Source organism: Rhizobium favelukesii (genome assembly GCF_000577275.2).
GTDB lineage: Bacteria > Pseudomonadota > Alphaproteobacteria > Rhizobiales > Rhizobiaceae > Rhizobium > Rhizobium favelukesii.
In genome coordinates this window covers 87,024-99,188 of record NZ_HG916852.1, presented here as the reverse complement: position 1 = coordinate 99,188, position 12,165 = coordinate 87,024, and the positions used below count along the sequence as shown (strand labels likewise).

The window sequence follows — 12,165 nt, the reverse complement described above, 5'->3', positions numbered from 1 at the left end:
ATATGAAAATCGTCATTCTCGCGGGTGGATACGGCACCCGCATCTCCGAAGAGAGCCACCTGCGGCCAAAGCCGATGATCGAGATCGGGGGTCGTCCGATTCTCTGGCACATCATGAAGATCTACAGCCATTTCGGCTTCAACGACTTCGTGATCTGCCTCGGCTATCGCGGCTACATGATCAAGGAATATTTCGCCAACTACATCCTGCACTCCGCGGATGTCACCTTCGACATGGAGCGCGGCGAGACGACGTACCATGCCACGAAAGCGGAGCCGTGGCGCGTGACGCTTGTCGAAACGGGCGAAGGTTCGATGACCGGCGGGCGCCTGAAACGCGTCGCGAACTATCTCGACGACACGTTTTGCCTCACCTACGGCGACGGCGTTGCCGATGTCGACATCAAGGCGTTGACCGAATTTCACCAAAGCCATGGACGCGAGGCGACGGTGACCAGCGTGGTACCGCCCGGGCGCTATGGCGCATTGATGACCGAAGATCAGCAGGTCATGAGCTTTACCGAGAAACCGGCGGGCGACAACGGACGCATCAATGGCGGCTTCTTCGTGCTCAGCCGGTCGGTGCTGGATCGTATCGAGGGGGACTCCACGCCATTCGAGGGAGCACCACTGGAAGGACTTGCCAGCGACGGCCAGCTGATGGCCTTCCCCCATGACGGCTTCTGGCGTCCGATGGATACGCTGCGCGACAAGAACCAGCTCGAAGAACTCTGGCAGAGCGGCCATGCACCGTGGAAAGTCTGGTCATGAGCCAGCTGCCGGATCAGCGTTTCTGGTCAGGCAAACGCGTCTTCCTGACAGGCCATACCGGCTTCAAGGGGACGTGGGCGCGAATATGGCTTTCGCGGCTCGGCGCTGAGGTGACCGGCTACGCGCTCTCGCCAGCGACGACGCCAACGCTGCACGCCCTTGCGGGCACCTCCGGGATGGCTGCCGAGACGATCGCCGATATCCGCAGCGGGTCCGCCCTTGCGGATGCGCTTCGCGTGTGCGATCCCGATATCATCCTGCACATGGCGGCGCAGTCGCTGGTGCGCCGCAGCTATCTCGAACCGGTTGACACGTTCGATGTCAACGTCATGGGGACGATCCGTTTGCTGGAGGCGGCGCGGCCGCTGGAAGCGCTCAAAGCCATTCTCGTCGTGACGACAGATAAGGTCTATAGCAACGACGAAAGCGGCCGGCATTTCGTCGAAACCGATCGGCTTGGCGGACATGACCCCTACTCCGGCTCGAAGGCCGCAGCCGAGATCGCAACGGCGACCTACAGGGACTCCTTTTTCCGTCCGAAGGGCGTGCATGTCGGCACCGCGCGCGGCGGAAACGTGCTCGGTGGCGGCGACTTTTCGGAGGACCGCCTGGTTCCCGACATCGTCCGCGCTGCCATAGCCGGGCAGATTCTTGATATCCGCAACCCGCTTGCGACGCGTCCCTGGCAGCATGTGCTCGACTGCCTGAACGGCTATTTCCTGTTCTGCGAGGCGCTGTACAACGGGACTGCGTCGGTGGAAGCGCTGAACTTTGGGCCATCCCCTGACGAAGCGCAAATTCCCGTCGGTTTTGTTGCCTCCTCGGTCCAAGCAGCCATGGGGCTCGGGCAAACCTGGCAGGATACGTCGGCGGTCGACAAGCCGCGCGAGATGCACGCGCTTGGTCTCGATCCTGGCGAAGCCTATCGTTGCCTCTCCTGGCGGGCAAAGCTGAGCCAGACCGAAGCGATAGACTGGGCTGCACGCTGGTACGATCAATGGCGCCGGGGCGAAGATGCGCTCTCGCTCGTCGCTGGCCAGATTGATGCTTTCACGAAAGGCTCCTAACCGCATGTCTCACCAATGCCGTTTCTGCTCAGCGCCGCTGACGACCGTTGTCGCAGATCTTGGATCGACACCGTGGTCGAACTCCTTTCTACCAGATGCAGCCGCGATCGCCAAGGAGCGCTCCTTTCCGTTGAAGGTCATGGTTTGCGCGGAGTGTTTCCTGGTTCAAACGACCGAGAACGTGCCGGCGGACGCAATTTTCAACGCCGACTATGCCTACCTCTCATCGTTCTCGACCAGCTGGCTCGAACATGCCAAGCGCTACGCCGAGATGATGACCGAGGGCTTCGGACTTTCGGCAGCTTCGACAGTGGTCGAAGTCGCCTCGAATGACGGCTATCTCCTGCAATATTTCGCAGCCAAGGGCATCCAGGTGCTCGGCGTGGAACCGGCCGCAAATGCAGCAAAGATCGCGCAAAGCCGCGGCGTGGCGACCAAGGTGGCGTTCTTCGGCAGGCAGACCGCCCAGGCGCTGGTCGAGAGCGGCGTGCGCGCCGACGTGACGGCCGCCAACAACGTCCTTGCGCATGTGCCAGATATCGCCGATTTCGTCAGTGGCTTTGCCATCCTATTAAAGCCGGACGGCGTTTCGACATTCGAATTCCCACATCTTCTGACGATGATCGATGGCATCCAGTTCGACACGATCTATCACGAACACTACTCTTACATGTCGCTGCTCGCGGTCGAGCGCATTTTCGGCGCTTGCGGGCTGAAGGTCTTCGATGTCGAGGAGATTCCGACGCATGGCGGATCGTTGCGCGTCTTCGCACAGAAGGCGGAAGGCGCCCGCGCTGTGACAGACAGGCTGCTTGCGCTCCGCGCAAAGGAAGAGGCCTTCGGCCTCAAGGAGATGGCGACCTACGAACGGTTCGGGACGCGGATCGAAGGCGTGTGCGAAGCGTTCAAGGCCTTCCTACGTCAAGCCAAGGTCGCAGGCAAAACGGTCGCCGCCTATGGCGCCGCAGCCAAGGGCAACACCTTCCTGAACGTCTGCCGCGTTAACGCCGACGACATCGTCTTCGTCGTCGACCGCAGCGACATCAAGCAAGGCAAGTTGCTACCGGGAAGCCATATTCCCGTCTATGCGCCGAGCCATATCGAAGCCGCGAAGCCGGACTATCTCGTCATCCTGCCGTGGAATCTGACCGACGAGATCGTCAAGTCGAACCAGTATATCCGGGCATGGGACGGACGTTTCGTCGTGGCGATCCCGACGCTACGGATTCTTTGAGATTGATGAAGTAGAGCGATGCTGGTTGGCATCGCTCCGTTTTCTGGGGTCGCACGCCTGTCCTGCGGAGGTGCTTGGTAAAGCTGCGGTCAACGACGTGGAGGTCGTGGACTCGTGGAGTTCAGGTGTGGATATCGTTCGGGCGGCGCCTGTTTCACAGACAAGCGGTGCTTTGTTCGGATCATGATGTGCCCCCACAATCTGCCTTTCGCGCTTCTCTGGGTCCCTTTGCGTGATCTGGCCCGGTCTTCGCGGGACCTCCGGAGACAACGCAACATTTCAAAAATCGATGGCGACCACATGTCGCAAACAGACACCAAACGGACGCAGGAGCCATTGATTTATCAACGCAATTCACCGCAAACGCGTCGAAATTTGAGCCGGCTAGAGTCAGTTTATTCAACCAGTGATTGACTGTGGCGCGGCATGCCCATTTGATCGAAACGCCCTCGCAGCCGCAAAAAATCGCCCATTCCGTAGCCTGGTGATAGAATGGAGGCCAAAAAATCACGGCCTCAGGAAGCGTCGCTCGCTGTTTCATTTGGGGGCTTGCAACGCCAGACCTTTACGATAGGTTGCGCATTGACCTGAACGTAACTGGTCACGGGAACAAACGACTAATAAAAGGCGCAAAGCCTAGAAAGGTGGCCCCCATATGAGCTTTCTTACGAAAAAATTCCTGGCTTCAGCAGTGTTTGGCTCGCTGCTGGCCGTGTCGGCGCACGCAGCGACGCTCAACATCCACAATGGCGGCGACCCGCAGTCGCTCGACCCACAGAAGCTATCGAGCGACTATGAGAACCGCATTGCAGGCGACATCTTCGAGGGCCTCGTAACGGAAGACCCGAAGGACGATCCGATCCCGGGGCAGGCCGAAAGCTGGACTGTCTCGCCTGATGGCAAGGTCTATACCTTTAAGCTGCGCGACGGCATCAAGTGGTCGGACGGCCAGCCGGTGACCGCAGGGGATTTTGTTTTCGCCTTCCAGCGCCTTCTCGATCCGAAGAATGCCGCCGAATACGCCTATCTGCAGTTCACCATCAAGAACGCGGAGAAGATCAACAAGGGCGAGATCACCGATTTCAGCCAGCTCGGCGTCAAGGCGATCGACGACAAGACGCTCGAGATCACGCTGGAGAACCCAACCCCCTACTTCATTAACGCGCTGATGCATTACACCGCCTACCCACTGCCGAAGCATGTGGTTGAGGCGAAGGGCACTGACTGGGTCAAGATCGGCAACATCGTCACCAACGGTCCGTACAAGCCGACCGAATGGATCCCAGGTGCGTCCGTCACAACCGTCAAGAACGACCAGTACTACGGCGAGAAGGACCTGAAGATCGACGGCGTCAAGTTCTTCACGCTCGAAGACCAGGAAGCGGCTCTCAAGCGTTATCGCGCCGGCGAGTTCGACATCATGACCGACTTCCCGACCGATCAATACGAGTGGATGAAGAAGAACCTGCCGGGTCAGGCGCACGTGACGCCGTTCCTGGCCAGCTACTACTACGTCCTCAACGCCCAGAAGCCGCCGTTCAACGACAAGCGCGTCCGCCAGGCGCTGTCGATGGCCGTCAACCGCGACGTGATCGGTCCGAAGATCCTCGGCACCGGCGAACTTCCAGCCTATTCGTGGGTTCCGCCGGGCACTGCCAACTACGGCGATCCGGCCTATGTCAGCTGGAAGGACATGCCCTACAAGGAGAAGGTGGAAGAGGCGAAGAAGCTGCTCAAGGAAGCAGGTTTCGGACCCGACCACCCACTGAAGGCACAGCTTCGCTACAACACCAACGACAACCACAAGCGCGTGGCAGTCGCCATCGCCTCGATGTGGAAGCCGCTCGGTGTCCAGATCGAGCTCTACAACACCGAAACCAAGGTGCATTACGACGAAATGCAGCATGGTCAGGTCGAAATCGGCCGCGCCGGCTGGATCGCCGACTACAACGATCCGGACAACTTCCTCGGCCTGCTCGTTTCCGGCGTTTCGATGAACTACGGCCGTTGGAGCAACGCCGATTACGACAAGCTGGTCAAGGAAGCGAACGCCCAGACCGACCTGAAGACGCGCGCGGAAATCTTCAAGAAGGCTGAACAGCTCGCGCTCGACGACAGTGCCGCCATTCCGCTGTACTATTACGTCTCGAAGAACGTCGTCTCGCCGAAGGTCCAGGGCTTCGAAGACAATATTCAGGACATCCACCGTACGCGCTGGCTCTCGATCAAAGAATAAGGAACACCGGCCCTTCCCGCCCGCTGCAGGAAGGGCCGATCCACGACCATGATCAAATATGCACTCCGTCGCCTGCTGTCGACGATCCCCGTCATGTGGATCGCCGTGACACTCAGCTTTTTTGTCTTGCGCCTTGCTCCCGGCGGCCCATTCGATGGCGAGCGGCCATTGCCGCCGGTGATCCTGAAGAACCTCGCGGCTCACTACAATCTCGACAAGCCGCTTATCGACCAATACCTGATCTACATCTACGACGTGTTGAAGGGCGACCTTGGTCCTTCCTTCGCCAATGAAGACTTTACCGTCGGCCAGCAGATCATGATCGGCCTGCCCTACACGTTCACGATTGGTGGCCTCGCCTTCATCCTTGCCATCCTCATCGGTGTGACAGTCGGCTGTCTTGGGGCGCTTTATCAGAATAAGGCGCCTGACTACCTCCTCGGCTTGGTCATTCTCGTCGGCCTGGTTCTTCCGAACTTTCTGATCGCGCCCATCCTACAGCTGATTTTCGGCATCCATCTCGGCTGGCTGCCTGTCGGGGGATGGGGTGACGGCTCGTTCAGGTATCTCGTCATCCCGATCGTCGTGCTGGCATTGCCGCATGCGGGCCGCATCTCACGCATGACCCGCGGCTCGATGATCGAGGTGATGAACCAGAATTACATCCGCACCGCCAAGGCCAAGGGCATCGGTCCGCGGCTGACCGTCATGCGCCACGCGCTGAAGCCTGCCATGATGCCGGTCGTTTCCTATCTCGGCCCGGCGGCGAGCTACCTTCTCACCGGCTCGCTCGTTGTCGAGAGCATCTTCGGATTGCCCGGCATCGGCCGCTATTTTGTCAACGCGGCGCTGAACCGCGACTACGGCATGGTTCTCGGCACGGTCATCTTCTACATGGTCCTGATCGTCTTTCTGAACCTTCTCGTCGACATTGCCTATGCGTGGCTCGATCCGAAAGTGAGAAACCGATGATCCTCAATCCCGCAAAGAGAGAGCTGCTCGCGGCTGAACTTCTGGAGGCTGAAGGGCTTTCGCACAAGAGCCGCTCGCTGACCGGCGATGCTCTGCGTCGTCTTTCCCGCAACAAGGCAGCCGTCGTTGCCATCGTTGTGCTCCTTCTCCTGATCCTGGCCGCATTCCTCGGCCCGTACCTCATTCCGTTCGACTATGAGGAACCGGATTGGGCGGCTTTCCGGATGCCCCCTGATATGGAGAGCGGCCACTATTTCGGAACCGATCCGAACGGCCGCGACCTGCTTGCGCGTGTTCTTTACGGCACCCGCGTCTCGCTCGCCGTCGCCGCGACGGCGACCATCGTGTCCGTGGTAATCGGCGTACTATATGGCGCGATTTCCGGCTACATTGGCGGCAGGCTCGATGCGATCATGATGCGCTTTGTCGATATTATGTATGCCCTGCCCTACATTCTCTTCGTGATCCTGCTGATGGTGGTGTTCGGCCGCAATGTCTACCTGCTGTTTGCAGCAATCGGTGCGCTGGAATGGCTGACGATGGCCCGCATCGTGCGGGGACAAACGCTCTCGATCAAGCAACGCGAATTCATCGAAGCGGCACGCGCGTCCGGCCAGAAGCCGTTCAAGATCATCCTCAAGCACATTATCCCGAACCTCGTCGGGCCGGTGGTGATCTTTGCTGCGCTGACCGTCCCGGAAATCATCGCGACCGAGAGCTTTCTGTCCTACCTTGGCTTCGGCGTTCAGGAACCGCTCACCTCGCTCGGCACGCTGATTGCTGAGGGCACCGACGCCATGGAAAGCATGCCGTGGCTGCTGACCTTCCCGGCCTGCTTCCTCGTTGCCCTGCTGATGAGCCTGCTGTTCATCGGCGATGGCCTGCGCGACGCGTTCGACCCGAAGGATCGATAGAATGCACCCAGAAACAAAAAACGACGCGCTTCTCGAACTGAGAGACTATTCGATCACCTTTGCGACGCCGGATGGCGAGGTGAAGGCCGTCTCCAACATGAACCTTTCGGTCCGGCGCGGCGAGCGCGTCGCGATCGTCGGTGAATCCGGATCCGGCAAGAGTCAGACCTTCCTCGGTGTTATGGGTCTGCTTGCCAAGAACGGCCGCACCAGCGGCCAGGCACTACTCGAGGGAAGGGACGTGCTGGCGCTGAAGTCACGCGAACTCGACCATGTCCGCGGAAAGGACATGGCTATGGTGTTCCAGGACCCCATGACGGCCCTCAATCCGTCGCTGCGGATTTCCCGACAACTGACGGAACAGCTGGAAGTCCACCGAGGCTTCACGGCGCGGGCAGCCTCTGCCGAGGCCCTGGACATGCTCAAACGTGTCGGCATCCCCGACCCGTCGCGACGCTTCAACCTCTACCCGCACGAGCTTTCGGGCGGCATGCGCCAGCGCATCGTTATCGCCATGGCGCTACTGACCAAACCGAAGCTTCTCATCGCCGACGAGCCGACGACGGCGCTCGACGTGACGATCCAGGCGCAAATCCTTGATCTCTTCAATGACCTGACGGCGGAAATGAACACGGCACTTGTCATGATCACCCATGATTTGGGTGTCGTTGCGGGCCTCGCGGACCGCGTCGCCGTCATGTATGCCGGGCGGATTGTCGAGGAAGCACCGGTCGACGAACTCTTCGAAGTGCCCGCGCATCCCTATACAGCGGCGCTGCACGCCTCCATCCCGCGGCCCGACCAGGACGTCGATCAGCTCGCCGTCATCCCCGGTCGCCCACCCAATCTGCAACACCTGCCAAAGGGCTGTAGCTTCTCGCCGCGCTGTCCCATGGTCCAGAACGATTGCATCGACGTGTCACCGAAGCTCGAGATTCTGGCAGAACGTCATTCCGCAGCCTGCTTCCATCCCTTCCCGCGCCGTGAGGAGGTTTTGAACCATGGCTGAGCGATCCCTTTTGAGAGTCGAGAACCTCACCACCCAGTTCGAGCTGCCGTCGAAGGGCTTCTTCAAGCCGCCGATGCTGTTGACTGCCGTCAGCAATGTCAGCTTCGACCTGAGAGAAGGCCGCACACTAGGCATCGTCGGCGAGTCGGGTTGCGGCAAGTCGACGCTCGGCCGTTCGATTTTACGTCTCCTCAAGTCGCAGAAAGGCCGCATCCTGTGGCAGGGGCGGAATCTGCTCGACCTATCGGACGAGGAAATGCGTGCGGCCCGCCGCGACATGCAGATCATCTTCCAGGATCCGATCGCCTCACTTAATCCGCGCATGACCGTAGGCGACATCATTGCCGAACCCCTCACCGTCTTCGAGCCGAAGCTTACGAAAGCGGAACGACTGACACGCGTCCGGGAGATCATGGCGGCCGTCGGCCTGGTGCCCGAAATGATCAACCGCTATCCGCACGAATTCTCGGGCGGCCAGGCACAGCGCATCGGCATCGCCCGCGCGGTCGTGACGCGACCGAAGCTGATCATCTGCGACGAGCCCGTCTCGGCGCTCGACGTGTCGATCCAGGGGCAGGTGATCACGCTCTTGCGCAAGCTCCGGAAGGAATTCGGGCTGACGCTGATCTTCATCAGCCACGATCTTTCGGTCGTCCGGCTGATCTCTGACGACGTTCTGGTGCTCTATCTCGGCAAGGTGGTCGAGGCCGGGGATTGCGCCACCGTGTTCGACCGCCCGGCGCATCCCTACACGCAGGCCCTTTTTTCGGCCGCGCCGGTACCCGATCCGAAGCTCGCACGCAACCGGCAGCGCATCCGGCTGCAGGGCGACCCACCCTCGCCGCTCAATCCGCCGCCAGGCTGCGTGTTTTCTCCGCGCTGCTGGAAGGCCACGGATGTTTGCCGCACGGAAATGCCGCCGACCGAACAGGTTCGGCCAGGACAGTCCGCCGCTTGCTACCACATGGACCGCTAAGCCGGTACCAACGAAAATCCCGAACGGCCCGCTGATTGTCCAGCGGGCCGTTCGGCATTTATCCGGCACACCAAAACCGCCACCTGTTAGTTCTTGGCGGGTGTGCTTCGAGCGTATCACTCCTAGCGCACAAGCAAAGGTGCTCGAAGGGGCCTTGAGCGGATCCTATCCGCACCGCTCAAAGCCGATTGGGCAATCAGCGGGCGCCCCAGGTGTCGGTGAGGCGGTAGCCTTCCGGCCAGGGGTCGGAGGGGTCGAGCATGTGCTGGTGCGTGCCGGTGATCCAGGCGCGACCGGAGATTTCCGGCAGGATCGCCGGATGACCGCCGACTTCGGTGGTGCCGAGAATGCGGCCAGTGAAGGTGGAGCCGATCAGCGAAACGGCGGTCAGTCTGTCCTCGAGGGCCAATTGCCCGCGGGCGTGCAGCACCGCCATGCGCGCCGACAGCGCCGTGCCGGTGGGCGAGCGGTCGACCTTGCCGGGCTGAATCGCGACAGCAGCGCCGGCACGGAGGCCTTCCGTTGTGAACTCCACGGGGCCGGCGAAGAGGCAGAAGGAGAAGTGCTTCCAATCCGGGTTCTCGGGGTGATGGAATCCGAGTGCGGCATTGGCCGCGTTGGTGATCCGTACACCGAGCCGCGCAATGTCATGCGCCTCGTCCGGTGACAGGCGGAAGCCCATGGCTGCGGCGTCGACGATAACGAAACTATCGCCGCCATAGGCCGTATCGACGGTCAATGTGCCCAGTCCCTCGACTTCCAGCTTTGCATCCAGCCGTTCTGCGAAGCTCGGCAGGTTCTGGACGAAGATGCGCTCGGCCTTGCCGTTGCGGCACTCGGCGCGCACACGAACCAGGCCACCGGGAGCCTCCAGAGTGATTTCAGTGACCGGCTCCCGCATTGGCAGGATTCCGCTGTCCAGCAACACCGTGGACACGCAGATCGAATTCGAGCCGGACATGGGTGGCGTGTCTTCCGGCTCCATGATGATGAAGGCGGCATCGGCATCGGGATGCTTCGGGGGCACCAACAGGTTGACGTGACGGAAGACGCCGCCGCGCGGTTCGTTCAGCACGAAATTGCGCAGCGTCTGGTCACGGGCGATCCAGCGGCTTTGCTCCCAGATCGTTTCGCCGGGCGGCGGCGTCACGCCGCCGACGATGACATCTCCCACCTCACCTTCGGCATGGGCGGAAATCACATGGATGGTCTTGGTACTGCGCATGATACCTCCTCAGGAAAGCCAATCTGGCAACTGTGCCGGAACACGCCCAGTCAGAGCCGCGGTAACGCAATCGGCAAGACTGCCGAAGCGAACGGCGCGACCGGAAAGGCCGGGGCCGTAGTGGGCATACTTGCCCGAATTCGTCATCAGGGCGCGGGTGCGCGTCGGGAACACCGGCTCGGAAATCGAACACCAGCAGAGATCGGGCAACACCTGTACGCCTGCGTCCTCCAATCTGCTTAGTAAGCCTTCGTTGCGCGCCGCGCTGATGACTTGCCGACCGGCGGTGACGATCACCGTGACATCGGAGTGCCGGATGCGGTCAGCAAGCATATCTGCCAAGGCACGACATTCGCTCAGAGAGGCATGAGGGCTGCCGATGGCGACGAGTTCTACTTCCTCCGGCCCTTCATTGAGAACCGTCCAGGCCGCGGCCATGTCGGCGCGCGAGATGAAGGCGCGATCGGCGCTATCGGGTGCCGCGTCGGTGGCCTCAGGAGTGACGCCCTCCACATGCAGCATGGGTGCTGCGGACGTGGTGCCAAAAGCGGCGCAAAGGGCCTTGAGATCGTCCTGCGAAGGCTGCGCGGGACTGAGACCGCGCAGAAGCGGAATGCGGTCCGGTGCTGCGCGACCGGCGAGATAGCCGATCAGCGGCCAGAAGGCGTCATCGACGTTCTCAGGCAGTTCGACATCGACGATACGCCGCGCCTTGCGGTGCTCGTCGAGATAGACACCAGATAGCGGTGCGCGGGCCGTCAGCGCTATGCAGAGATCGAGGAAGTCGGGGTGCTTTGCCGTCCTCGCCCCGAGGACCGTGTTGGCGAAGATCACCGCGTTAGATTCCGCCCATGCAATGGATTCGCCTGCCTTTGGCGCGCTGTCGAGCAGGTAGGGAGAGCAGGTGAACGTCGGCCGACAGCCCATGCGGACATAGGCATCGGCAAGCCGCGCGGCCGGGTCGCCGAAGGTCGACGGTACGCCCTGCGCTTGCCAATTGGCGCGATCCACGGAAATGGCGTTCATGGTCGTCGGCACGCAAACCAGCGCCCCCATATCCGCCATCCTCTCCGCAAAGGTTAGATTTGCCGGGCTGGCGTAGATACAGCCGTCAATATGGCCCTGCGTGACATCCACGAGCCCATGCGCACCTTGCTGCGCCGCCATGGCGCATATGATGCGCATGGCCTGCTGCACGGCGATACCTTGCCGTCCGTCAAGCATGGCGCGATCGGCTTCGGTGAGGTCGAGCGCAGCGGTCGCCGGAGGAGCCATCGAAATCTCCAGCCCGTCCGCCACAACCGCCGTATCGCGGATCTCAGCCGTCTTCGCGCGGGAGAGCGCCGCAAAGGCTTCCGGCCCGAGCCTCAGGACAGGCAACGGCTTGCCGAACATTTCGGATGCGATTAGCGCGCCGAGCGTCAGCACATCCTCAGCCTCGGAAAAAACCAAGGCTGCCGGTGCACGCCCTGTCAGGACGAGGTCAAGGAGCACGCCGGAACCCGTGCAGGACCCGCGGCTCGACGGCATCATCAGGATGCCGTCCGTCAGGCAGGTCCCGTGAAGCGGGTGGTGCACGTCGATCACGCTGCCGGTCGCCGGATCGACCCCACCCCAGAAGCTCAAGGCCTCCTTGGTGGCGATGACGGGACCTTTGGCGGAGCCTCCGAGAATGCTGCGATCGAGTGCTGATTTTTTCATTTCACGCGAATCCTTGAGCGGAGAGATGACGGTCACCAACGGGGGCGTTGCGAACCAACAT

General features: G+C 61.1%; 10 protein-coding genes. 8 read left to right on the top strand and 2 right to left on the bottom strand.

Annotated elements, in window-relative coordinates; all coding sequences use genetic code 11:
• Positions 1–2: 2 nt before the first annotated feature.
• The 8 genes from rfbF to LPU83_RS38675 all read left to right on the top strand — a co-directional run bounded on the left by rfbF (position 3) and on the right by LPU83_RS38675 (position 9,178).
• The gene (gene rfbF, locus LPU83_RS38710) at positions 3–770 is read left to right on the top strand and encodes a glucose-1-phosphate cytidylyltransferase (protein ID WP_024316237.1); all 768 of its coding nucleotides are present in this window, start codon (positions 3–5) and stop codon (positions 768–770) included.
• A complete protein-coding gene (rfbG, locus tag LPU83_RS38705; RefSeq protein WP_024316236.1) occupies positions 767–1,837 on the top strand; it encodes a CDP-glucose 4,6-dehydratase in 1,071 nt (356 codons plus the stop codon). Before rfbF ends, rfbG begins: the two co-directional genes overlap by 4 nt.
• Before the next feature lie 4 nt (positions 1,838–1,841).
• Positions 1,842–3,071, top strand: a complete 1,230-nt coding sequence (locus LPU83_RS38700) for a class I SAM-dependent methyltransferase (RefSeq protein WP_024316235.1) — start codon at positions 1,842–1,844, stop codon at positions 3,069–3,071.
• A 655-nt stretch (positions 3,072–3,726) separates the two neighbouring features.
• Positions 3,727–5,307: a peptide ABC transporter substrate-binding protein gene (locus tag LPU83_RS38695; protein ID WP_024316234.1), complete on the top strand. Its 1,581-nt coding sequence runs from the start codon at positions 3,727–3,729 to the stop codon at positions 5,305–5,307.
• Between the two features lie 48 nt (positions 5,308–5,355).
• On the top strand, positions 5,356–6,279 hold the full coding sequence (locus tag LPU83_RS38690) for an ABC transporter permease subunit (RefSeq protein WP_024316233.1): 924 nt from the start codon (positions 5,356–5,358) through the stop codon (positions 6,277–6,279).
• Positions 6,276–7,193, top strand: a complete 918-nt coding sequence (locus tag LPU83_RS38685; RefSeq protein WP_024316232.1) for an ABC transporter permease — start codon at positions 6,276–6,278, stop codon at positions 7,191–7,193. Before LPU83_RS38690 ends, LPU83_RS38685 begins: the two co-directional genes overlap by 4 nt.
• A 1-nt stretch (position 7,194) precedes the next feature.
• Positions 7,195–8,202 (top strand): ABC transporter ATP-binding protein, encoded by a 1,008-nt coding sequence (locus LPU83_RS38680; protein WP_024316231.1) that lies wholly within the window; start codon positions 7,195–7,197, stop codon positions 8,200–8,202.
• On the top strand, positions 8,195–9,178 hold the full coding sequence (locus tag LPU83_RS38675; RefSeq protein WP_024316230.1) for an ABC transporter ATP-binding protein: 984 nt from the start codon (positions 8,195–8,197) through the stop codon (positions 9,176–9,178). Before LPU83_RS38680 ends, LPU83_RS38675 begins: the two co-directional genes overlap by 8 nt.
• 196 nt (positions 9,179–9,374) lie before the next feature.
• Here LPU83_RS38675 and LPU83_RS38670 read toward each other — a convergent pair whose 3' ends face one another.
• Together LPU83_RS38670 and lhpI are read right to left on the bottom strand one after the other, a co-directional pair.
• Entirely contained in the window at positions 9,375–10,403 is a 1,029-nt protein-coding gene (locus LPU83_RS38670) for a trans-3-hydroxy-L-proline dehydratase (RefSeq protein ID WP_024316229.1), read from the bottom strand.
• Between the two features lie 9 nt (positions 10,404–10,412).
• Positions 10,413–12,104 carry a cis-3-hydroxy-L-proline dehydratase gene (gene lhpI / locus LPU83_RS38665; RefSeq protein WP_024316228.1) on the bottom strand — a complete coding sequence of 564 codons (1,692 nt, stop codon included), beginning with the start codon at positions 12,102–12,104 and terminating at the stop codon, positions 10,413–10,415.
• Positions 12,105–12,165 lie beyond the last annotated feature (61 nt).

What these genes read in the sequence shown, in the direction of transcription:
- rfbG (WP_024316236.1), top strand. Translation starts at nt 767, where the DNA reads ATGAGCCAGCTGCCGGATCAGCGTTTCTGGTCAGGCAAACGCGTCTTC.
- LPU83_RS38700 (WP_024316235.1), top strand. Translation starts at nt 1,842, where the DNA reads ATGTCTCACCAATGCCGTTTCTGCTCAGCGCCGCTGACGACCGTTGTC.
- LPU83_RS38675 (WP_024316230.1), top strand. Translation starts at nt 8,195, where the DNA reads ATGGCTGAGCGATCCCTTTTGAGAGTCGAGAACCTCACCACCCAGTTC.
- LPU83_RS38680 (WP_024316231.1), top strand. Translation starts at nt 7,195, where the DNA reads ATGCACCCAGAAACAAAAAACGACGCGCTTCTCGAACTGAGAGACTAT.
- lhpI (WP_024316228.1), bottom strand. Translation starts at nt 12,104, where the DNA reads ATGAAAAAATCAGCACTCGATCGCAGCATTCTCGGAGGCTCCGCCAAA.
- LPU83_RS38670 (WP_024316229.1), bottom strand. Translation starts at nt 10,403, where the DNA reads ATGCGCAGTACCAAGACCATCCATGTGATTTCCGCCCATGCCGAAGGT.
- LPU83_RS38685 (WP_024316232.1), top strand. Translation starts at nt 6,276, where the DNA reads ATGATCCTCAATCCCGCAAAGAGAGAGCTGCTCGCGGCTGAACTTCTG.
- rfbF (WP_024316237.1), top strand. Translation starts at nt 3, where the DNA reads ATGAAAATCGTCATTCTCGCGGGTGGATACGGCACCCGCATCTCCGAA.
- LPU83_RS38690 (WP_024316233.1), top strand. Translation starts at nt 5,356, where the DNA reads ATGATCAAATATGCACTCCGTCGCCTGCTGTCGACGATCCCCGTCATG.
- LPU83_RS38695 (WP_024316234.1), top strand. Translation starts at nt 3,727, where the DNA reads ATGAGCTTTCTTACGAAAAAATTCCTGGCTTCAGCAGTGTTTGGCTCG.